Consider the following 20,749-nt stretch of genomic DNA (forward strand, 5'->3'; position numbering starts at 1 on the left):
AATTCCGTCGGTGGCGATCAGGCATGCTGGGTTGGTGTTCGACGCGCTCGACCACGTCATCGTCGCCGTGCGCGACCTCAGCGACGCTACGCGCCGCTACGCCACACTGCTGTCGCGGAACCCGTCATGGCACGGCGAACACCCGGGCGGGGGCACCGCCAACACCCTGTTCCGGCTGGACAACACCTACCTCAAGCTGATCACCCCGCGCGGCGACGGGCCGCAGGGCCGCACGGTCGCGAGGCAGTTGGATCGGCACGGCGACGGGCCGATCGGGGTCGCGTTCGCGACCTCCGATGTCGAGAGCGCACACGCGCAACTTGCGGCGAAAGGCCTTGAACCACCGCCTGTCTCGGCCGGCACCGGCCGCGATACCGAGACCGGGCGGGTTCGGCAGTGGCGCAGTGTGCTACTACCGCGAACACACACCCGCGGTGTGCTGATCATCGCGATCGAGCACGAATCCCCGGGTCGGCTACCCGAGTCCGTGCCGGTCGGAGCGCAGGACGCCGTCGTCACCGGAATCGACCACGCGGTGGTGCAGTCCTCCGACGCAGACGCGGCGATCGCCCTGTACCGCGACGGGCTCGGCCTGCGACTGGCGCTGGACCGCAGTTTCGCGGACTGGGGCATGCGGCTCGTCTTCTTCCGGGTCGGCGCCGTCACCGTCGAGATCGCCCAGCCACTGAGTGACGCGCCGTTACCGGCGCACACCGATCAGCTGTGGGGTCTTTCCTGGCGCGTTCGCGACGCCGACGCCGCGCGGGCGCGCTTGTCAGCAGCCGGGCTCGACGTCTCCGAGGTTCGTCCCGGGCGCAAGCCTGGCACCCGCGTGCTCAGCGTGAAGGACGGCACCTGCGGGGTACCGACGTTGTTGATCGAGCAGCAGTGAAATCTTGGCTCGGTGCGGTCGCCCTGGTCGCACTGCTTCCCGTGCTGGTGCAGTGCTCCCCCGCCGCGCCACCTCGGGCAGCCACGCCGACACCTTTCGCCCCGTCACCGTCGGACGGCGCGCCACGGGCTACCGCGGTCGCCGAGCCGGTCACCGCCGCCGATCTCGGGGCGAGCTGGCATCCGGGGTGCCCTGTCGAACCCGCGCAGCTGCGAAGAGTCCACATCGTCCACATCGGTTTTGACGGGCAGCAACATCGCGGTGAGCTGATCGTGCATCAAGACCTGGTGCCCGACGTCATCGAAATCTTCGAGCGGCTCTACCGATTGGGCTATCCCGTCGAGCGGATGCAGACCGTCGACCATTACCCGGGGGCCGACGACGAACTGTCGATGCAAGACGACAACACCTCGGCGTTCAACTGCCGACCCATCCCGGGCACCGGCAGCTGGGCTCAACACGCATACGGTCGGGCGATCGACCTCAACCCGCGTCTCAACCCCTGCCTTTATGCCGACGGCACCTTTGAACCACACAACGCGACACCATATTTGGACCGCGACCGCACCGACCCCGGGGTCCTGCACGATGGCGACCCGGCTGTGCGGACTTTCACCGATCGCGGGTGGCGCTGGGGTGGGTACTGGACCACGCCCATCGACTACCAGCACTTCGAGCGGCCGTGAACGAATTCAGAGACCCAGCGCCTGTGCCGCCGCCGTCGCGACCTCGCCCCGAAGATTCAACAGCGGCGGGCTTCCCCGCGTATGGATCGAGTTGGAGAGCAGCACCACGTAGGTATCGGAGCCCGGGTCTATCCACAACGAGGTCCCGGTGAAGCCGGTGTGCCCGAAGCTGCCGATCGGGAAGACCACGCCCCGCGGGCTGGACTGGCCGGTGTCGATGTCCCAGCCGAAGCCGCGCAGGTTCTGTCCGGCGATCGCCGGATAACGCGGAGCGAGCAGCGGGTGTACCGGGTTCGGCCGCTGCGCCAGCGCTTTTCGCGCCGCGTCGTTCGCCGCGTCGATTTGCTGAGTTCGGTGCCCCGGCTGCTGGGGCGTCGTCATCAACTGCAAAGTCGTTTGCAATAGCGGAAATTCGCTCGGCCGACCGCCGAGCCGGTCCAGCAGGGCTTGGGCGAACACGCTGACATCGTGTGCGGTGGAGAACAAGCCGGCGTGGCCGGCAACCCCGCCCATCCGCCGCGCCGTTGTGTCGTGCACCGTGCCCCGAAGCAGGCGATCGATGTCGGGATTGCGGCCCGGGTCGGCTCTGCTCTCTTCATCGCGTGCCGTTGGCGCGATGCGCGGCAAGAGGCCCCTACTCCAGGTACCGGCCGTACAAGTGATCGGTCCCGGTTCGGTCGCAGGAGCCCAGGCAACCGCAGATCCGTGCGTCGTGTGCGGACCACAGACTTTGGCCGCGGGAAGGAAACGCGTGTCTTCCATGCCGAGCGGTGCGAATACATGCTGTTGCGCGTAGGTGTCCAGCGCCTCGTCGGTGACCGTCTCACTCAGCGCACCCAGCAAAATGAAGTTGATGTCGGAGTAGCGAAATCCCTCGCCGGGACCCGACTGCAGCGGCGCGGTGAGCGCTCGGTGAATTCCTTCTTCCTTGTCGGGCCCGTTCAGTCCCCACGGATCCTTGAGTTCGACGTCACCCGGCTCCCCTGAGGTATGGGTGAGCAACATCCGAACGGTCACCTTCGCGCGCCGCGGATCGTTTGCCGCGTTGAAGTCCGGCAGATACTGCTGCACTGGATCGTCGAACTGCACCTTGCCCCGTTCATACAGCTGCATGACCACCGTTGCGGTGGCGAGGCTCTTCGTCAACGAAGCCAGATCGAAGATGGTGTCCTCGGTCATCGGCTCGGCGGGCGCCGGCAATCCGTCCAAGCCGGATTCGCCGGCGTGCTTGCGCAGGCCGTAGGCCTGGTGGAACGCGACCGCGCCGCCGTGCCCGATCTCGACCACCGCACCGGGCAGCTTGTCCGCCGCGATCGCATCCGTGATCAGCGTGGAGACGGTGGCGAAGGCCGGGGCGTTGGCCATCTCCGGCAACTGCGCAGGCATGGCTGCGAGGGGGCTGGGCGCCTGCATCGGACGCCGAGCGTCGCTCACGGCAGTGTGCGTTTGCGGCCCGGGCGAACACCCAGCCGCGAGCGCAAGCACCACAGCCGCGGCTGCGATGGCCCTACGGTTCACGTGATTCCCCGCGTTCACGGATATGGAGCACATCTCAGCTTAATGTGGTCAGCAGTACTAGCCGAAGGACACGGAGCCATGGATATCGACGAAGAGTCCGTCACCACTCTGGAGGACCTGCGCGGCGATCTGGCCCGCCGGTACCGGTCGACACCCAGCGGTGGCAGCTCGGTTGACATCGCACTCATCGAGGCCGACCTGGCGGCACTGGCCCGCGACGGCTACGTCATCTGGGAGAACCTGATCAGCGCCGAGCAGATTCGGGAGATTCGGGACGTGGTGCGCCCATGGCTGGGGCATACCGGGCGCAACTCCTTCGAGGGGCGGCGCACTCAGCGGATCTACAGCGTGCTCAGCCGAACGCGGGTATGCGACCGGCTCGTCGACAATCCGCGGGTGTTGGCGGTGCTGGATCGCTTGCTGATGCCCAACTACCTGCTCTCGGCTCTGCAGGCCATCAACATTCAGCCCGGCGAGACCGCGCAGCTGGCGCATCATGACGACGGCTTCTATCCGATTCCGCGGCCGCGGGAGCCGTTGGCGGCGGCGACGATCTGGGCGATCGACGACTTCACCGCCGACAACGGCGCCACCGTGGTGATACCGGGAAGCCACCGCTGGGGTAAGCGTCGTCCGGGCCCCGGTGATCGGGCTGTGCCGGTCGTGATGCCCGCAGGCTCGTGCGTCTTTTTCGTGGGCACGCTGTGGCACGGCGGCGGGGCGAACACGTCTGCCGGCGACCGGCTGGCCGTCACCGCCCAGTACTGCCAGCCGTGGCTGCGACCGATGGAGGCGTTCACCTTGTCGGTGTCGCGCGACATCGCACGGGCGGTCTCCGACGACATCCGCCGCTTGCTCGGCTACAGCATCCACCCCCCGTTCGTCGGAGCCGTCGACGGACTCCATCCGTTGCGGCTGTTGGGAATTGAGCAAGACCAATAGCCGCCCGATCAGGCCGCGATACCGAGTTCCTGGTTGATCTGCGGCCAGTACTGGGGACCGTCGAGTGTGAGAATGATCCAGTCATGGATCTGGCCGTTGGCTAGGACGAAGTTGAACGGGGCGTGGGCGGCATCGGCCAATGACTTGAGACGCAGCGTGTCAGCTGAAAGCAAGTCGAGGTTGCCGGAATAGACATACGTCGGCGGGAGTCCGGTCAAGGACCCATACAACGGACTCACCCGATAGTCATTGATCGGAAGGCCACCCGCCCAGGCCCTGCCGATCTGCTGTGCGGGGCCCAGCGGGAGCAGGGGATCCTGAACCAGTGCGATGTTCGGGTTGGTCATCGACACATCCAGCCAGGGAGAGAGCAGCACCATCGACCCCGGCTGGTGAAGCCCATTGCCGACGATGAATTGGCTGGCCGCCAGCGCGAGGTTGCCGCCCGCGGAGTCGCCGATCACGCTGACGTTGGCCGGCCCGTGCAGGGCGACCTGCTCGGAGATGAGGTTGGCCATCGCCGGGACCACCAGGCCGGCGGTACCTCCCTGCTGCAGCAGCGGGTAGATCGGCACCTGAACGGTGGCACCGGTCTGGTAGGACATCACCGAGTAGTGGATCCAATGCAGGAACGACGGCGGCAAGATGAACGCGCCGCCGTGGATGGCGACCACGTATTCGCCGGTCGGATGTGCCGGCGTGATCTGGACGACGCTCATACCGTTGGAGGTGGTGTACGAGACCGTCTCACCCAGCAGCAGGTTCAGGAAAGGCGGCGGGGAGTTGCCGATGAACCACGATAGCGGCGGCACGTCGCTGGCAAGTAGGGACAGAATCGGCGAACCCGTCATCGACAGCTGCGGCTCGAGTCCGGAGATGCTCAGCAGCGGTTTCACCGGGTAGATCGCAGCCTCTTCGAGCCTGGTGATCAGCGACGGCGCGCCGGTGAAGGTGCCGGTCTGGTCCGCCGCGAACGGCGGGGCGGCCGGTGCTCCGAAGATCCCGGTGATCACCTCGTCGGCCAGCCGGTTGAATCCGCCGGCCAATGCGGCGGGGGCCTGCTGAATTTCGAGGGCTAGGGACTCGACGGAATGCAGCAGCGTGGCATTGGCCGACTCGGCGGCGGCATAGGCCCCGCCGGCGCCGCCCAGTGCCTGCACGAACCGCTCGTGGAAGACCGCTACCTCGGCGCTGAGCATCTGATAGCTCTGCCCGTGGCCGGAGAACAGCGACGCGATCGCCGCTGACACCTCGTCCTCGGCAGCGGCCAGTACCGCCGTGGTAGCACTGGCCACGTCCCGGTTCGCCGTCGCGACCACCGAGCCGATCGAAACCACATCCGTGGTCGCGGTGGTCATCACCTCGGGCAACGCAAAAACGGATGACATTGCGCTCAACCCTCCCCCTACGGACAACCCCCACGTTGCCCAGCCAGAAACGATTGCCGAATAGCCGAAGCTTATGCCGTCGCGGCCGGCCCACGAGTCGAATCGCGCGAATCTATCGTTAGCCCATGGACAGTGATGCGGATTCCGTCAGCCGCCGGCGGCTGCTGTCGCTGGCCGGCGGCCTCGGCTTGACGGCCACGGTCGGCGCGTGCACCGGCAGAACCGCCGCGGACCCGGCGCCGGTGCAGTCAAGCACGTCGTCCGTCCCCAGCGTCTCCACACCTTCGTCAACCTCTGCAGCGCAGCGGGCCGTCCCGAAATCCATGCTCTGCCGCGATGCGTGGGGCGCCCGTCCCGCCATGCCCGGCGGGACACCCCAGACCATCATTCGCATGACGCTGCATCACGCCGCAGTTGCCCTGGGCGACAACCGCAATGCTCCAGCGCGCTTCCGGGCAGACCAGCGGTACCACCAGGACACGCTGGGCTGGATCGACATCGCCTATCACTTCGGTGTCGACGGCAACGGCAACATCTACCAACTGCGCCGGCCCGAGATCGCGGGCGACACGGCCACCGACTACAACACGACCGGCCACTTTCTCGTTATCTGCGAAGGCGACTTCGACCGGGAAGTGGTGCCGGAAGCCCAAGTTCAAGGAGCTGCAAGCGTGTTCGCCTGGGCTGCGGCCAGGTACGGCATCTCGACGAACACTTTGGCGGGCCACCGCGATCTCGCCCAGACCTCGTGCCCCGGCAAGAACCTGTACGCCTACCTTTCGTCGGGCGAGCTCAAGCGTCGTATCGACGATCTCCTGGCCACCGGCGGAGTGGACCTGCAGCCGTTGTGCGGAACCGAGGGGGCGGCACGGGTCGCGGCGATCGAAGCCGGTAACTGACGCAAGAATTCCGCGAACAGCCGGCAGTACCGTCGTCCGGACAACGCCGAAAGGACCGCGGCGAAACCCTCTCGGACCGCTCCGCGGATCATTGCCGGAACACTGCCCTCGGATGTCGCTGCATTGACGCGCATCGGCCCCGCCGGTACCGCCACGCCCGCGAACCGGGTGCTACCACGGCCCCGGAATGCGTTGGTGCCCGGGCGACTACGCGTTGTTGGCGTCTGACCCTTCCAACTGGAAGTCATGCGCAACACGAATACCGTGGCGGGCGTTTCGCTGTCCAAGGTTGACGGCAGTAGCCTCAGGAGGCCGATGTGTGCAATCGCAACGATGCCAACGGCTTTCACGCTCGCCGCACCGTCCGGCGAAGCACCGTGACCGTCACTGAGAGCGATCAGGCCCCGCATGTTTCGCCTTGTCGCATATCGTCGACCGCCTCGTTGATCTGCCGAGCCGACAACAGCATCGGCATGGCGGCGCGTGGATTCATGCCGCCGCCGAGCACACGCTTGAGTTGCCGTGCCGACAACACCATGTCGTTGAGCACAGCGACACCGGCAACTCGTCGTAGCGGCCGAGCGAGGTCAGCACGCAGGTGCCGCCTTCGCGGCAACATGGTCGCCGGCGGCAGCAAATCCGTCGGCACCACACGGGGGGTCAGCACCACCCGGTCGGCCATCACCCCGCTGGTCAGTCTCCGCCCCAGCGGACCCGCCTCGTCGACGGCGGCCACGACATGGGTAGCGCCGAAATGCAGCGGGATATCGCAAGGACTCCGCGGCCACCAGGTACTCGGCGAAGGTGCCCAACTGGGTCACCGCCGTCAGACGCTGATACCCGAGGTGCCGTCGGTGGACATCTCCTTCGTGACACCGCGAGGGCTCTCAGGTCGCACAGATAACTCTGACCGCAGGAGCACCAGTTTCACCAGCACCTCGCCGGCTCGCGGCCGGGGACCATTGGCCCTACAGCAGGCTCAATCAGGAGCGCATGCTGATCTGCATCAACCGGGAGGAGCCATCATGGCAGAGACAGACACCGAGAAGAAGACCGTTGCGGAACGAGCGTCGGACCTGAGCGAACGAGCAGCCGGCCTGTCTGACGAAGTCCTCAAGTCGGTGGAATCCGGACAGCGGGCGGCCATCGACGCCGTGCGCAAGTTCGTCGGCACGGTCGAAGAGTCGATGCCCGGGCACGGCGACGACCACCCGTCACGGCGCAACACCATCGTGGACGCCGCTCTGGACATGGCGGACAAGCTCGTCAAAACCCAGTACGAGTTCATCCGGAGCGTGGTGAGCAGCGCAAACGAGACGCTGCACAAGCAGGCCGACGCCAAGCCGCCGGCTGAATGATCGCCGCTGGCCGGCGCCTGCTCCGGAGTGCGAGATTCGCTCCCCCGCCGTGCCGGTTTGTAGGCTTTCGGGCATGCCGTTCAAAAACGGCGAGGTCTTCGCTGGCTACGTGATCGAGCGCATGCTCGGCACGGGCGGGATGGGCGAGGTCTACCTCGCCCAACACCCTCGCCTGCCGCGTCACGACGCGCTGAAGGTCTTGTCCCTGGCCGCGACCGGTGACCAAGAGTTCCGGGCGAGATTCAAACGCGAGGCGGAACTCGCGGCGACGCTGTGGCACCCGCATATCGTCGGGGTTCTCGACCGTGGCGAGTTCAACGGCCGGCTCTGGATCTCGATGGAGTACGTGGACGGCATGGATGCGGGCGAGCTGGTTCGGGACCGCTACCCGGACGGCATGCCCGAACACGACGTGGCGGAAATTGTGACGGCCGTGGCGGATGCACTCGACTTCGGTCATGATCGCCGCCTGCTCCACCGCGACGTCAAGCCGGAGAACATCCTGGTGACCGCCGCCGGGGGGCCCCGCCGCAGGGTGCTGCTGACCGACTTCGGCATCGCTCGCCGCATCGATGATGTCAGCAACCTCACCGAGGCCAACGTGGCCGTGGGAACCATCAGCTACGTGGCCCCGGAGCAACTCCTCGGCAAGCCGCTCGACGGCCGGGCGGACCAGTATGCGCTGGCTGCTACCACGTACTTCTTGTTGACGGGCGCCCCACCCTTTCAGGATTCGAATCGCGCGGTCGTGCTCAGCCACCACCTCAATTCGCCGCCGCCGCGGATATCGCTGCGCCGGCCAGAGCTCGCACATTTGGACGCCGTCATGGCGCGGGCGCTGGCCAAGAACCCGAATGACCGATACCCGACGTGCGCGGACTTCGCTCGCGCGCTCACGGGTGCGGGATCCAGCTCGCAGGCGCCGGGCCGCAGTTCGGAGGTACGTCCGGCGACGCAGCGTCTGGAGCGTCTGGTCCTGACCGGCACTGCGCGCGGGGTCAAGTCGATCGCGGTCGGCGCCGATAACGAGGCCGGAACCCTGTCCTTCCACTTAGTCCCGCACGAACCGTTGGAGGACATGCCCGGTCTGCTTCCGGTCGAGATCCAGACTGACCTCGCACCCGGCCAGCTCGCGGATGGGGATGACGTCGAGGTCAGCGGCACCTGGGACGGCGACCTGCTCGACGCCGACAAGGTCGTCAATGTTTCAGCGGTAGCTCGACGTCATCGTGAGCCGGTACGCGATGTGCCACCGCGAGCCCCCGCCCCGAAACGCAACAAGGGCTGGATTCTCGCCGCAGTCGCCGCACTCGCCGTGATCGCGCTGGCCGCCGGTGCGGTGCTGTATTTCACCCACGCTTTCGATCGCCCCACGCGCCCCGGACCGATGGTGAAGCCGGTCAGCGCGACGGTGTTCTCTCCCGACGGAGCTCCCGACAATCCGCAGGACGCGAAGCTGGCGATCGATGGCAACCCCAATACGGGGTGGTCCACCGTGACCTATACCGATGCCGTCCCTTTCCCGAGATTCATCCAGGGGATGGGGTTGATGCTGCACTTGTCCGAACCGACCGCTTTGAGCGCGGTGACGGTTGACGTGCCCAGCACGGGAACCCAGGTGCAGATCCGTTCGTCGCCCACCGAGAATCCGGCGAGATTGTCCGACACCACGGAACTGGCCCCGACCGCGTCACTGCAGCCGGGACACAACCGCATAGCGGTGCAGAACCGGACCAAGACCTCCAATGTGCTGGTGTGGATCTCCACCCTGGGCACCACCAACGGCCAGAGCCGGACGGAACTCTCCGACATCACACTGCAGGCAGCGGGTTAACGGCACGGCCCGTGCTCGGGACCGCCGGTGCCTTTGGCCCTCGGGCTTGCCTCACTCCGGCCCTATCCTCCGCGGCTGTCCCGGGTGATCCTCCCAGGAGGGGCAGATCAGGAATGAACTGAAGTGCTGCGAAACAGCGACGGCGATCGCTTTCGACGAAGCGGCCCGGCGAGGCGTCGGTCCGCTGGCCCGCGCGGCACGTGACGGCAGATCGCGCCCGGACGTGCTGCGTCAGCGCTCCGAAACGGCGGCGGCGCTCAGTAGCCGGCGCACATGCTTCTCCACCAGCAGCGGAACAAAGTCGCGGATGCGGCTCCCCCGGAATCGCGAATGCTCTTCACGGACCACGGCCTCAAGGATTTCCGGCTGGACGTGAGGGAACTGCTTGGTCAAGCGATATTCGATATCGGCGATCAGTGTCTGCTCGCTGCGCCCATGCTTGATCACTCTGAGAGGATCCCTGACGGGGTGACATTTCGTCAAACACAAAGTGAACGGGCGACGACCGCCAGGCGGCCAGGCGGGTCGTGCGGTCAAAGGCGCTGCGTGCGAACCATTCCCATGGTGTAGCCCGGATACGCCGCAGCCGCCGACGGCAACAGGCGGATATATTGCTACTCGACCAGATCGCTCAGGCTGCGATGCCCAGCTGCCGGTTGATCTGCGGCCAGTACGGCACACCCGCCGGAGTGAGCAGAACCCAGTCGTGGATGCCGAGGTTCTCCTGGAAGAAACTCATCGGAGCCCCCTGGCTCACGGCGGCTTGCTGCAGCAAAGCTGCTTGCTGCGCAAGCGAATCGAGCCCGCCGGAGTAGACGTAGGTCGGCGGGACCCCGGTCACCGACCCGTACAGCGGACTCACCATCGGATTGTTTGTGGCAAGACCGCCTGCCCAGACCGCACCGAGTCCCCCGGTGCCCACGTCCAACCACGGCGACAGCAACACCATCGACGAAGGCACGGGCTGGCCGTGGCCGACCAGATACTGCACGGCCGCCAGCGCGAGGTTCCCGCCCGCGGAGTCACCCACCACGCTCACGTTCTGCACTCCGTGTTCATTGATCAGCGAGGAGATCAGACCGGCCGTTCGGGGCACGACCGTGGTTGCCGTACCGCCCTGCTGCAGCAACGGATAAATCGGCACTTCAAAAGTCGCGCCCGTCTGGTACGCCGTCACCGAGTAGTTGATCCAGTGAAAGAAGGACGGCGGGAATATGAACGCACCACCGTGCAGGGCGACGACGTATTCGCCGGTGGGATGGGCGGGCGTGATCTGGACGACGCTCATCCCCTCATAGGAGGTGTACTGAACAGTCTGACCCAACAGCAAATTCAGCAATGGCGGCGGTGAGTTGCCCAGGAACCACGACAGTGGCGGAAGATCGCTGGCCAGCAATGCCAGCAGAGGAGAACCCTGCACCGAGGTCAACGAGGTGAGTCCGGTGGCCAGAGCGGTAGGGATCTGCAGGATTTCCTGTTGAACACCGAGCACGGCGCGCTCGAAGGCCGCCAGGGGCGCAGCGCCGGTCGCCTCAGCGGCCGCGTAGGCCCCGACGGCATCGGTCATTGCCTGTGCGAACCGGTGATGAAATGCCGCCGCCTGGGCGCTGAGTACCTGATAGCCCTGGCCGTGGGCGGAGAAGAAGGCCGCGATCGCTGCTGACACCTCATCTTGCGCCGCGGCGAATACCTCGGTGGTGGCGCTCGCGACGCTCTGGTTTGCCGCCGCGACCGCCGAACTTATCGAGGCCACATCCGTGGCCGCGCCGGACATCACGTCTGGTACCGCAAGAACATATGACACAGCGCCGCTCCACCTTCGATCGCCCGATTAGCGGAGCTTATGACGCCGCCGCGGCGTCACGAAGCGGAATTGCCCGAAACCTCCGGCTAACTGCCGTGGTGTGGTGGTGCCTCGTCGCGCAACCATTCATCATTCGATGCCCGGCGCATCAGGTCCTCGTCGCCGAACCTCTCCAGGTCCTCGCGCGTGACGTGCGGCTGCGATGGCTTCGGCGCGGCGGGTGGCGGAGTTTCGGGGTCCATAGCGGTTATTGTCTCGTCACCTCTGGGCGCCGGGAGCAGCCACATAGCATGCGCGAACCGGAGATCGTCTCGTGTTGTCCTCGACGATCACGATCGGTCTTCGGCGCCGCGAATTTCGATGCCAGCTTCTGCCCCTTCTGAAAGCAGACGTCACGCGTGAGCCGCTGCGGCTGTTGCCGGTACCGGCAGACGGGCCGTAAGCAGGCTTCGGACCCAGTTCACCCCGCCGCTGATGTCGTATGGCGAGTAGTGCGGGTTCGGTTTGTCCTTCAGGAACACCACGCCGGAAATGATCGCATCGACGATCGCCCAGATTTCTTTCAGTGGCCTACTGAACAGCGTGCTGATCTGGAAGGCCAACGAGATCGGGTCCGAAAAAAAGTCGCCACGCGCGACGGCCTGGTACACCGCAGCCTTCGCGTTGCTGGCGTCGTCGTCACCGTTCTCCGCGAAGATGTCGCCTTCGCGGTAGACGTCCATCCAATTGTCCGGCCGCACCGGGAACCCCGGCAGGCCGAACCGCCGGTAGGGATCCAGGCCGTGCGTTCCTCGCCTGGTGATCCAGCCCTCGGCCCAGGGAGCAATGCTGTCGGTTTGGCGGCACGGGTTGCCGTAAGCCAGCACGCCGAGCAGGTCGGCCTCACGCCACTCGAGCGGCTTGCCTGGTGCGAGGTGGTCCGTCCAGAAATCGAAGCCCACGATGGCACCCTGACTGAAGATTCCAAGCACCCACTTGGTGCCCGCCGGAAACGGCACGCCGTTGTCCATCACGGTCGCCCCGACCAGGCGCGCGAGTTCGTTCTCTGCGCTTGCGTTGTCGAACGGGACGGCAGCGTTGTTGTAGCCGATCGGCTGGTGGCGACAGAGCCCCTCGCCTTCCAGCTGGGTGGCCGTGTCAGCCACCGGCCCGTAGAACATGTCCGACTTGTGCCCCTCGACGGTGAACATGATCGGCAGGACAGGAGCCGAACTTGACCGCACCCTGTCGTCGGCACCGGGCGGCGGGTAACTGCCGAGCCGTTGCCGGACAGCGAGATTGGCGACGGCACGGCCACTCGGGTCGCGGATGACCGGTAGCCCGGTTCGCTGACAGAATTGCTCGACGGCGCGGGCCACGGGTTCGTCGTAAGTCGGTTGGGTCACCACTCCGAGCTCGCGCGCCCACTGATATTTGTCGTGCAGTTTGGTCGTCAGCAGGCTGATCGCGTCCCAGTTCGGAGCGTTGCGCGGTGTGTCAGGGCGGTCGGTGTCGCCGACGCCCAGGCCGATCCACTGTCCATTCGCATCATTTGCCATGTGGATCTCCTGCCTCGTTGCTACGACGAAAGCCCGCCGAAGCGGCCGGAGTACTTGGCGGCGGCCCCCTCGTCAACAGCGACTTCGACTATCGCTCATGAGCTTTGCCACCCGCCCCTAAGGGATTGTTCGATCACAGCACTCAACCGAACACGTCGATAGGGCCGAAAGTCATAACTTGAATCGCGTTCGAAAATTGTTGCTTTACAACGGAATTTCGCTCTCTAATCGAGCACTTTCCAGGCGACAGGACCGCCCTGCGAGGCCGAGCTCGTGCCGGACTCTTCCCCCGAACAACTACCGCTGTGGATTGTCCGCCACTGCCCTGGACCGGAGTGGTCCACCACGCTTCCGTCCAGGCTGAATTGAAAGGTGCTCGGCACAGACGTCTCTGTCTGCCACAAGCAGCGTGGATCGTTCGCGTCGCGGCCGGTCTGATGCGTCGTCCAGGTGCCCGTCATCACCATCCCGGACAACGTGCCGGTGAAGCTTCCGGTGTACGTATCCGCTTGATACGGCTGGTCCCAACTCGCTGTGCAGGTGACCGCGGCGTCGACGACGTGGCAGTCCTGCACCGGCCCGTAGCTGTCACCACCGATCCGGAAGTGCCTCATCGGCGGCAGGCTCGGGCCAGGTTGATCCCGCGAGGTGGTGGTGCTAGGTGGCCCACTGGCTATCGTTGGGCGCGCGACGACCGGCTGACCCGGTGTCGAGCCGCAGCCCGCAAGCACGAGCGCAGCCAACACGACGGCAACGCTGCCAAACGAGTGTGCGGGCATCAGGTCTTCTAGTATCGGCACCCGCGCAGTCCGCGATCAGAGACTTTGGCCCCTGGCCTGTGGGCCATTAGACCGCGATGCACCTACGCCGCGACCGCATAGGGTCAGCGGATGCGGTCTCGGCGGTTCGGGGTGCTGGCCACCCTGGGTGCGATGGTAATTTCGGTCGCGCCGGCGGTCGCCACACCGGGGGATGACAACACCGCACCGGTAGATAACCTCGACAGTTATCCGCTGGCGTCGGGCACCTACAGTTCCTCGTCCTTCTCCTGGTTCTATTTCACGACGCCTGATGGGCGGTCATGCGGCATCGCGCCCAACGGCGGGCCCATCGGCTGTGACGCGGTGCCCGCCGACGCCCCACCGGGAACCAACCAGACCTTCGCCGACGCCACACATGCGGCCCAATACCGCCATTCGGACACCAGGACATTCACCCGCGACTTCCCCGTGCTGCCCGCCGGGTATCGGGTGCAGGCGATGGGCGCCGCCTGCGCGGTCGACAACCAGGGAGCCGTGCACTGCCACACCGAAGGCAATCACGGGTTCATTTTGTCGAAAGATCATGGGGTGCTCTGGTAGCGCGCCGACGCCTCACGCCGCGGCCTCAAGCGCCGCCGCGTGGCCAGAGCACGTCGGGCGTCAATCAGTGCCTTTGGTCCTTTTGCTTGCATCTCTTCGGCCCTGATGGTCACGGCCTCGCTGGCTGATGCTGCGGGTGGGTAAGTAGCCGATCAGAAAAGAACTGAAATGTGGCAACCACCACGTGGCGCGATCTTGGTATGCGTTGATGGCTCAGCGGCGGCACTGGGCGCCGTCCGGTGGGCAGCCCGCGACGCCGTGCTTCGGAATGTGCCACTGACTCTGGTCCACATTTCCGACGCCCCCTTACCGGAGTGGTTCGGGGTCGCCGCGCCGGCCGGCTTCAGGCAATGGCAGCAACAACGGGCACGCGATTTCACCGAGACGGCGATCAGGATCGCCGAGGAGAGCACTGATGGGTGCGGTCAAGTGCAGATCGTCACCAAGGTGTTCAATTCGTCCACCATCCCGACGCTCGTCGGCCTCTCCGCAGATGTGGAGATGGTCGTGGTCGGCTACCGCGGACATGGCGGCGTTTCCGCCCGTCGCGGCCTGGGCTCGGTGAGTTCGGCGTTGGTCTACCATGCGCATTGCCCAGTCGCCGTGGTTCACGACGACCAAACCATGGTCGGCAATGCGGCACAGGCGCCGGTGCTGGTGGGTATCGACGGTTCCCCGGCATCGGAAGCGGCGACTGCTATTGCATTCGAGGAAGCCTCGCGACGAGGTGTCGGACTCGTGGCCTTGCACGCCTGGATCGATGCCTGGGTTTCCGGCTCCCGGGGATTGTTCCAGGATTCCAGATGGGACGCTCAGCTATCCCAGGAAGAGGAGAGCCTGGCTGAACGTCTGGCGGGTTGGCACGAACGCTATCCCGACGTGGCGATCCGTCGCACGATCGAGATCGGCGATCCGGCACGTTGTCTGGTCCAGGCGTCCAAGCAGGCGCAATTGCTTGTGGTCGGCAGCCATGGCTGCAGCTGGTTCCGCGGCAAGTTGCTGGGATCGGTAGGGGCGGCGGCCGTCAACAGGGCTAGCGTCCCGGTGATCGTGGCGCGTCAGTCCTGACGGCGGCCGTTGCGGCTGGGCTGCGGAAGGTGTTGACGGCATCTACAAGATGGGGCGCAGACGCTACCGAATCGCTAAGCGGGGTCAGCGAAAACCGGCCGCTCCCCAGATATCCCAGCGACCACGGCAGCGATCTGGTTGGGCGTCCCGATGAGCCCGGTTTGCAGAACCGTTTCGCGCGCGAGAGCAGCTACGGGGTCGTTGCTCAACCAGGTTTCGTTGTACAGGCGCTTCGCGGCACGGACGGCATCCGGTGACTTCATTGCGATCTCGCCCGCGAGCGCCAGCGCCGCAGACAGCGGATCCGCCGCCGTCCGAGTGATCAACCCGAGCTCGCAACCCTCGCTGCCGGAAACGACGCGGCCAGTGAACGTCAACTCTTTCGCGACGTCGATCGGTAGAAGTCTCGGCAGCGTCTGCGTGATACCCATGTCGGGAACGAGTCCCCACTTGATCTCCATGATGCTCAACTTCGCGTCCGGCGCGGCGATCCGGATGTCCGCGCCGAGCGCGATCTGCAGACCGCCGCCGAAGCAGTTGCCGTGGATCGACGCGATGACTGGCGCCGGGACCAACGACCAGTCGTAGCTGACGCGCTGGGCGAGATTCGCCGGCCGGTCCTCGTCGCGGGTCAACAGAACGCCCGTGCCACCTTCGCCGCCCATGAAACTTGCCACGTCCAAGCCAGAGCAGAAGCTCTTGCCCTCACCGTGCAGAACGATCACGCGGACCGAAGTATCAGCTGCCAGCTGCTCTGCGGCATCCACCAAGCCTTCGAACATCGCCTGGTCGAGCGCATTGTGCTTGTCGGCGCGCACCATCGTTGCCGTTGCCACGCCGTTGTCGGCGATCCGCACCCGGACTCTTTCTTCGCTCATTGGTAGCAATCTATCGCGGGCAGACTGAGCCGTTCGTGCGGCCGGCCTACGGCAACTGCCCCCCATCTTCTCGCCCCACGAATTCAATGTTCAATTGCCCAGGACGCGATCAAGACTCGCGCGAGCGAAAGCTGGAACATCAGGGCGCCGGCCGGGACCGCGCTAGGTGGCAAGGCGGTAGCGCGCCTCGGCAAACGAGAACAAGCCGTAGGCGAACAGGCCGACGGCGATCAGCCAGAGGACCACCTGTCCCCAGCCCTGGCCGGCGAGTTCGGCCAATAGCCCGGACAATCCCTTGGCGTGCTTCGGGTCGTAGGTCAGGCCGGCGATGACGAGGAAGAAGCCGATACCGATGGCCACCAGACCGCTGCCCACATAGCCCGCCCGGCCCAGCGCTTCGATGACCTTTCGCTTGTCCTGGCTCAGCGCTCCGGTGCGCTTCATGAACTCGCAATTGATGGCGTGCTTGTAGATTTCGTAGCCACCGAAGCCGATTGCGGCGAGGCCGACGATCAGCACGATCCACCGTCCGCCGGGCAGGCCCATGACCACCCCGGCAGCATGCTGCTGGCCTTCGCCGCCGCCACCACTGGGGACCGCGCCGGCATCGCCGCCCCAGTTCGCGATGAGAATCGACAGCGACGCCAGCGACGCACCGCTGTAGAGAACGCCCTTGCCCGCATACTTGGCCCGATCGCTGCCGTCGGAACCTTCGATCGGATCACCCGAGACGGCCTGGCTGAATTTCCACACCACTAACGCGATCAAAGCCACCGTCAGGGCGATCAGCAGGAACTTGCCGAACGGCGCCTGCGCGACCGTCTGGATCGCCCCAGTCTTACTAGCGCCGGCCGAGGAGCTGTGACCCATAGCGACCTTAATGGCCAGGAAACCCAGGAGCACGTACAGCGCTCCCTTGCCTATCAGGCCGGCCCGCGCGACTCTAGACCTGACGTCTCCCGCATATCCTTGTGCGCCGAGAGTAGCTCTGCTCATCGCATACTCGCCTTCGTCTAGTGAACGGCTGTGTAATAAGCAATTACCCACCGCGGGGTCGTGCGATACGTACACGCGTCAATTCATGTTTGTCATCGGGCGACAGGCGCATCGCGAGCGCCGGCCGTCCATGCGATCTGGCACAGCCCCGGTCCCGAAGAGCGCTATAACCCGGCGTCTTGTTCGGATGGGCCACCTTCGCCTGGATCTCGCCCGGCATCTCGCTCGCTCTGACGGTTTTCGTTGAGTTTCTCGATGACGCTGTCCGTGTCAATGTCCAGCAGCCCGAAGTCCTTGCAGGCCGAGCGGATCTCGGCCTCGGTGAACATCGGCACAGGCTCTTTGGTCCCCCAGCCCCAATTGGGGCGGTCTCCGGTCAACGGAACTCCACGGCCACCGATGGCTCCTTCGGGTGTCGTCCGACGTTAAGACCAAGATATGCGTCTGATCTACTTGAGGTCTTTTCGGGAGGCCCGGCCGTCCGATCTTGGCGCGGCAGGGTCAACCGATACTTCCATCTTGACGACCCCGAGATAAGTGGCAGGCGGGTACCCTCCCGGCCCGCGCAAGAGTTCCGCAAGGGGTCAGGCGCACGCTGTGGTGACCAACCACGAGAGGGATCGGAACATGCGCCGACGAATCGCGGCACTCGCATCCGCTATGTTGACCGGCTGTGGTGTAGCTGGCAGCTCCAGCCCAGGCGGGACCCCTACCACCGCATACGTGGTGCCCAGGCAACTCGATGGTGTACTCCCGCTACGACATGTCGTCCGGACCAGGAGTTGCCTACGGATGGGACATGATTGTCTGCCACACCTGGTACTGGGTCCGCAACTCGGCCGGCAACGTTCCGTACCAGGGCCGCCTACCGAGCGATGTGTGGGACAGACACAATCCGCCTCCCGTCAAAGAGGATTCGTGCGACTTCTGCTGGTAGGCAGCGGCGCAATACAGTCCCTCACACGCCCTACTGATCGCGTACTGATAGAAGTTGTTCTTCTGCGGCACGCGTTATCGCTCGACATGCTCGAAGATGTCAGCTCTCGAAGGGAGCTTGATGAACTGGTACACCGGCAACACCACTTATGACACCGTTGTGACGATAGGTCTGGTCATCGCGTCATTGGTGATCATCGGCGGTTTGTTCCGGCAGAGTCCTTACGGCCGATTCGGCGCTACGGCGCGCGGGGTGCGCCTCAATCCGAAGCTCGGCTGGTGGCTGATGGAAATACCCGCAACCGTGGTGTTCGCAATTTTCTACCTCACCGGGCCGCGCCGATTCGACGCTACGCCGCTCGTACTCGCGGCCATCTGGCTGATGCATTACGGCAACCGGGGCTGGTTCTTCCCGCTGTCGATCAGACAGGTGCCAGGCAAACGCGGCAGCTTCAACATCGTCGTGCTCGCCTTTGGAATGGTGATCACCACGATGCACGGCTACCTCAATGGCTCATTCTTCAGCCACGACTACAAGCATCAGTACGGCGCCGATTGGTTGGCCGATCCACGATTTCTCATCGGGGTGATTGTTTACCTAGGCGGATTCATCCTGCTGGTCCGGTCGGAGTCGATCGTGCGCAACCTGCGCGACAAGGCGAACCCGGGCACAACCGAGTACAAGATCCCGTACGGCGGGGGGTTCCGGTTCGTCACCAGCCCCGCATACCTGGGCGAGCTGATCGCGTGGGCCGGGTTTGCACTGCTGACCTGGTCGCTCGCCGGAGTGGTAATTTTTCTGATCACGGCAGGCAATCTGATCCCGCGGGCGTTCGCCACTCACAAGTGGTACCAGGAAAAATTTCCCGAATACCCGCCCGAGCGAAAAGCGTTGCTACCCGGAGTGATCTGATCAGGAAAAAACTTGTGTGGCAGAGCTGCCGGAATCGAAACCGCTTCTCCGCCAGTCATTTTGGGCTCTGACGCGAAGATTTGCGTGAGGTCTGTGATCAACTGGCGTGGCTAAGGGTGACCTGGTAGCCCATGGCCTCGAGTTGGTGGACGGCCCGGGTTTTTGCTCGGTCGGGGTGGAGTCGGTTGAAGTAGTCGGCGCCTGGATCGTCGTATAGGCAGCCGTTTGTTCCCATGTGCCAGATGGCGATCAGCATTGAGTGCTGGATCGCGACGTTGGCCTTTTGAGGTCCGCGGCGTGAGGCGATTCGTCGGTAGCGGGCGCCGAGGTAGGTGCGCGGGTTTTGGGCGCAGGCCATTGCGGCGGCGCCGAGCGCCCCTTGCAGGTAGGGGTTGCCCGGGCGTGTTCTGCTCGACTTGACCTTGCCGGCGGATTCGTTATTTCCCGGGGTGGTGCCGGCCCATGACGCGAGCTGATCTGCGGTTGGGAAGCGGGTCATGTCGGCGCCAGTCTCGGCGATGACGACGTCGGCGGTTAGGGTGCTGATGCCCGGGATGGTGCAGATCAGGTCGCGAAACCCTTGAAAGGGCGCAATCGTCTCCTCGATGCGGGTGGTGATCTCCCCGATGGCTGCGGTGTGCTGGTCGATCAGGTCCAGGTGGACTCGGGCCAAGAACGCGTGATGCTGGGTGAACCGACCAGTTAACGCCTCGGTCAATGCGGGGATCTTGGACCGCAGCCGGCGTTTGGCCAGATCGGCGAGTGCGGCGGGGTCGCGGCTGCCGGCGATCAGTGACTCCAGCATGGCGCGCCCCGACACGCCGAGAATGTCGGAGGCAACCGCGGACAGCTTGATCCCGGCGTCTTCGAGCAGCTTCTCCAGCCGCTGTACCTCGCGCGATCGTTCCCGGGTGATCGCCGTGCGCGCCCGAGTCAGATCACGAAGCTGCCGGATCGGCTCGGGGGGCACAAACGAGCCGCGTACCAGACCGTGCGCCCCGAGTTGGGCCAGCCAGGTTGCGTCGGCGACATCGGTCTTGCGTCCTGGCAGGTTCTTCACGTGCCGTGAATTCACCAGCAGCACATCGAATCCCGCGTCCTGCAACAGGTAGTAGAACGGCTTCCAGTAGTCGCTCGTGGCTTCCATCACCGCACAGGTGATCCGCTCGGCGATCAGATGCTCACGCAGCGCCAGGACCTGTCTCGTCATTGAGCTCCACGTGGTGACCGTCTCGACGGTCTTGCGGCGCCCAGCACCGGCGACCCGCACGCACACTTTGGCGTCTTTCTTCGAGATATCCAGCCCGGCACAACGAGCATGAACCACTTCCACGGTGCTTCTCCCTTCCCACGCGCACACCTGTGGATGTCCGTCGTGGGGAGGGCAGGGAGATTCGAAAAGTCTGACGCTCGGGCTCGAAGGCACCAATCCACGGTTCCCGTGGGAGCCCTCCGCCACCATGCTGAACTACAGGCTCAAGGCACCACAGAGGCAATCGGGGTCACCACGACGAACCCCACCAGTCTCCCCCATCAGCACCGCTGGCAACAGCAACCAGGGCCAATCTTCGCGCACCAAGGTGCGCACGTACGCGGGCGCAGTATTGCTGAACTGCCGGTTCGTTCCAGTTCGGTCCCCCCGTTCAGTACGTCTTTTGCCTGCGGTTATGTTTTCGGGGGTCTTGGCGGCGTCAATGCTCACGATCTACTACCTGGGCTCGCAGGACTCGTAGGACTG

Annotated in this window: 21 protein-coding genes; 9 read left to right on the forward strand and 12 right to left on the reverse strand. The window is 65.0% G+C overall.

Annotated features, from left to right (window positions below; genetic code table 11):
- Positions 1-34 precede the first annotated feature (34 nt).
- Entirely contained in the window at positions 35-892 is an 858-nt protein-coding gene (locus ACX9NE_RS03860) for a VOC family protein (RefSeq protein WP_459360381.1), read from the forward strand.
- Entirely contained in the window at positions 889-1,578 is a 690-nt protein-coding gene (locus tag ACX9NE_RS03865) for a M15 family metallopeptidase (protein WP_459360382.1), read from the forward strand. The genes ACX9NE_RS03860 and ACX9NE_RS03865 overlap by 4 nt, the downstream gene beginning before the upstream one ends.
- A 6-nt stretch (positions 1,579-1,584) precedes the next feature.
- Here the strand turns inward: ACX9NE_RS03865 and ACX9NE_RS03870 are convergent, their stop codons facing one another.
- Positions 1,585-2,964: a serine hydrolase domain-containing protein gene (locus ACX9NE_RS03870; protein WP_459360383.1), complete on the reverse strand. Its 1,380-nt coding sequence runs from the start codon at positions 2,962-2,964 to the stop codon at positions 1,585-1,587.
- Positions 2,965-3,174: 210 nt separating this feature from the next.
- Here ACX9NE_RS03870 and ACX9NE_RS03875 point away from each other — a divergent pair, with 210 nt between their 5' ends.
- Positions 3,175-4,038: a phytanoyl-CoA dioxygenase family protein gene (locus ACX9NE_RS03875; RefSeq protein ID WP_459360384.1), complete on the forward strand. Its 864-nt coding sequence runs from the start codon at positions 3,175-3,177 to the stop codon at positions 4,036-4,038.
- Between the two features lie 8 nt (positions 4,039-4,046).
- Here ACX9NE_RS03875 and lipY (ACX9NE_RS03880) read toward each other — a convergent pair whose 3' ends face one another.
- Positions 4,047-5,426, reverse strand: coding sequence for a triacylglycerol lipase LipY (gene lipY / locus ACX9NE_RS03880; RefSeq protein WP_459360385.1), 1,380 nt, complete (start codon positions 5,424-5,426; stop codon positions 4,047-4,049).
- Positions 5,427-5,551: 125 nt separating this feature from the next.
- On the opposite strand from lipY (ACX9NE_RS03880), the gene ACX9NE_RS03885 reads away from it, so the two are divergent.
- A complete protein-coding gene (locus ACX9NE_RS03885; protein ID WP_459360386.1) occupies positions 5,552-6,325 on the forward strand; it encodes a peptidoglycan recognition protein family protein in 774 nt (257 codons plus the stop codon).
- 397 nt (positions 6,326-6,722) lie between these two features.
- On the opposite strand, the gene ACX9NE_RS03890 is transcribed toward ACX9NE_RS03885, so the two are convergent.
- Positions 6,723-7,061, reverse strand: a complete 339-nt coding sequence (locus tag ACX9NE_RS03890) for a hypothetical protein (protein WP_459360387.1) — start codon at positions 7,059-7,061, stop codon at positions 6,723-6,725.
- 289 nt (positions 7,062-7,350) lie between these two features.
- Here ACX9NE_RS03890 and ACX9NE_RS03895 point away from each other — a divergent pair, with 289 nt between their 5' ends.
- A complete protein-coding gene (locus ACX9NE_RS03895; protein WP_459360388.1) occupies positions 7,351-7,683 on the forward strand; it encodes a hypothetical protein in 333 nt (110 codons plus the stop codon).
- A gap of 73 nt (positions 7,684-7,756) precedes the next feature.
- Positions 7,757-9,517 (forward strand): serine/threonine-protein kinase, encoded by a 1,761-nt coding sequence (locus ACX9NE_RS03900; RefSeq protein WP_459360389.1) that lies wholly within the window; start codon positions 7,757-7,759, stop codon positions 9,515-9,517.
- Positions 9,518-9,748: 231 nt separating this feature from the next.
- Here the strand turns inward: ACX9NE_RS03900 and ACX9NE_RS03905 are convergent, their stop codons facing one another.
- The 5 genes from ACX9NE_RS03905 to ACX9NE_RS03925 all read right to left on the reverse strand — a co-directional run bounded on the left by ACX9NE_RS03905 (position 9,749) and on the right by ACX9NE_RS03925 (position 13,473).
- Positions 9,749-9,964: a three-helix bundle dimerization domain-containing protein gene (locus tag ACX9NE_RS03905; RefSeq protein WP_459360390.1), complete on the reverse strand. Its 216-nt coding sequence runs from the start codon at positions 9,962-9,964 to the stop codon at positions 9,749-9,751.
- Between the two features lie 184 nt (positions 9,965-10,148).
- On the reverse strand, positions 10,149-11,321 hold the full coding sequence (gene lipY / locus ACX9NE_RS03910) for a triacylglycerol lipase LipY (RefSeq protein ID WP_459360391.1): 1,173 nt from the start codon (positions 11,319-11,321) through the stop codon (positions 10,149-10,151).
- Positions 11,322-11,407: 86 nt separating this feature from the next.
- Positions 11,408-11,563, reverse strand: a complete 156-nt coding sequence (locus ACX9NE_RS03915; protein WP_459360392.1) for a hypothetical protein — start codon at positions 11,561-11,563, stop codon at positions 11,408-11,410.
- Between the two features lie 150 nt (positions 11,564-11,713).
- The gene (locus tag ACX9NE_RS03920; RefSeq protein WP_459360393.1) at positions 11,714-12,859 is read right to left on the reverse strand and encodes a peptidoglycan-binding protein; all 1,146 of its coding nucleotides are present in this window, start codon (positions 12,857-12,859) and stop codon (positions 11,714-11,716) included.
- Positions 12,860-13,083: 224 nt separating this feature from the next.
- Positions 13,084-13,473: a hypothetical protein gene (locus ACX9NE_RS03925; protein ID WP_459360394.1), complete on the reverse strand. Its 390-nt coding sequence runs from the start codon at positions 13,471-13,473 to the stop codon at positions 13,084-13,086.
- A 276-nt stretch (positions 13,474-13,749) separates the two neighbouring features.
- On the opposite strand from ACX9NE_RS03925, the gene ACX9NE_RS03930 reads away from it, so the two are divergent.
- Positions 13,750-14,220, forward strand: a complete 471-nt coding sequence (locus tag ACX9NE_RS03930; protein ID WP_459360395.1) for a hypothetical protein — start codon at positions 13,750-13,752, stop codon at positions 14,218-14,220.
- Between the two features lie 168 nt (positions 14,221-14,388).
- Positions 14,389-15,288 carry a universal stress protein gene (locus tag ACX9NE_RS03935; protein WP_459360396.1) on the forward strand — a complete coding sequence of 300 codons (900 nt, stop codon included), beginning with the start codon at positions 14,389-14,391 and terminating at the stop codon, positions 15,286-15,288.
- Positions 15,289-15,362: 74 nt separating this feature from the next.
- On the opposite strand, the gene ACX9NE_RS03940 is transcribed toward ACX9NE_RS03935, so the two are convergent.
- From ACX9NE_RS03940 to ACX9NE_RS03950, 3 genes are all read right to left on the reverse strand, one after another.
- Positions 15,363-16,166 (reverse strand): crotonase/enoyl-CoA hydratase family protein, encoded by an 804-nt coding sequence (locus ACX9NE_RS03940; protein WP_459360397.1) that lies wholly within the window; start codon positions 16,164-16,166, stop codon positions 15,363-15,365.
- 162 nt (positions 16,167-16,328) lie between these two features.
- Entirely contained in the window at positions 16,329-17,162 is an 834-nt protein-coding gene (locus tag ACX9NE_RS03945) for a DUF1206 domain-containing protein (RefSeq protein WP_459360398.1), read from the reverse strand.
- A 164-nt stretch (positions 17,163-17,326) separates the two neighbouring features.
- Positions 17,327-17,491, reverse strand: coding sequence for a hypothetical protein (locus tag ACX9NE_RS03950; RefSeq protein ID WP_459360399.1), 165 nt, complete (start codon positions 17,489-17,491; stop codon positions 17,327-17,329).
- Positions 17,492-18,219: 728 nt separating this feature from the next.
- On the opposite strand from ACX9NE_RS03950, the gene ACX9NE_RS03955 reads away from it, so the two are divergent.
- On the forward strand, positions 18,220-19,011 hold the full coding sequence (locus ACX9NE_RS03955) for a phosphatidylethanolamine N-methyltransferase family domain-containing protein (protein WP_459360400.1): 792 nt from the start codon (positions 18,220-18,222) through the stop codon (positions 19,009-19,011).
- A 97-nt stretch (positions 19,012-19,108) separates the two neighbouring features.
- Here the strand turns inward: ACX9NE_RS03955 and ACX9NE_RS03960 are convergent, their stop codons facing one another.
- Positions 19,109-20,344 (reverse strand): IS110 family RNA-guided transposase, encoded by a 1,236-nt coding sequence (locus ACX9NE_RS03960; RefSeq protein ID WP_459360401.1) that lies wholly within the window; start codon positions 20,342-20,344, stop codon positions 19,109-19,111.
- Positions 20,345-20,749: the final 405 nt, after the last annotated feature.

It is taken from the genome of Mycobacterium sp. ML4, from assembly GCF_054515735.1.

Coding starts and splice junctions, on each gene's coding strand:
- ACX9NE_RS03885 (WP_459360386.1), top strand. CDS start 5,552: ATGGACAGTGATGCGGATTCCGTCAGCCGCCGGCGGCTGCTGTCGCTG.
- ACX9NE_RS03950 (WP_459360399.1), bottom strand. CDS start 17,491: ATGTTCACCGAGGCCGAGATCCGCTCGGCCTGCAAGGACTTCGGGCTG.
- ACX9NE_RS03900 (WP_459360389.1), top strand. CDS start 7,757: ATGCCGTTCAAAAACGGCGAGGTCTTCGCTGGCTACGTGATCGAGCGC.
- ACX9NE_RS03930 (WP_459360395.1), top strand. CDS start 13,750: ATGCGGTCTCGGCGGTTCGGGGTGCTGGCCACCCTGGGTGCGATGGTA.
- ACX9NE_RS03955 (WP_459360400.1), top strand. CDS start 18,220: ATGAACTGGTACACCGGCAACACCACTTATGACACCGTTGTGACGATA.
- ACX9NE_RS03940 (WP_459360397.1), bottom strand. CDS start 16,166: ATGAGCGAAGAAAGAGTCCGGGTGCGGATCGCCGACAACGGCGTGGCA.
- ACX9NE_RS03915 (WP_459360392.1), bottom strand. CDS start 11,563: ATGGACCCCGAAACTCCGCCACCCGCCGCGCCGAAGCCATCGCAGCCG.
- ACX9NE_RS03935 (WP_459360396.1), top strand. CDS start 14,389: ATGTGGCAACCACCACGTGGCGCGATCTTGGTATGCGTTGATGGCTCA.
- ACX9NE_RS03945 (WP_459360398.1), bottom strand. CDS start 17,162: ATGAGCAGAGCTACTCTCGGCGCACAAGGATATGCGGGAGACGTCAGG.
- ACX9NE_RS03925 (WP_459360394.1), bottom strand. CDS start 13,473: ATGAGGCACTTCCGGATCGGTGGTGACAGCTACGGGCCGGTGCAGGAC.
- ACX9NE_RS03875 (WP_459360384.1), top strand. CDS start 3,175: ATGGATATCGACGAAGAGTCCGTCACCACTCTGGAGGACCTGCGCGGC.
- ACX9NE_RS03870 (WP_459360383.1), bottom strand. CDS start 2,964: ATGCCTGCGCAGTTGCCGGAGATGGCCAACGCCCCGGCCTTCGCCACC.
- lipY (WP_459360385.1), bottom strand. CDS start 5,426: ATGTCATCCGTTTTTGCGTTGCCCGAGGTGATGACCACCGCGACCACG.
- ACX9NE_RS03920 (WP_459360393.1), bottom strand. CDS start 12,859: ATGGCAAATGATGCGAATGGACAGTGGATCGGCCTGGGCGTCGGCGAC.
- ACX9NE_RS03895 (WP_459360388.1), top strand. CDS start 7,351: ATGGCAGAGACAGACACCGAGAAGAAGACCGTTGCGGAACGAGCGTCG.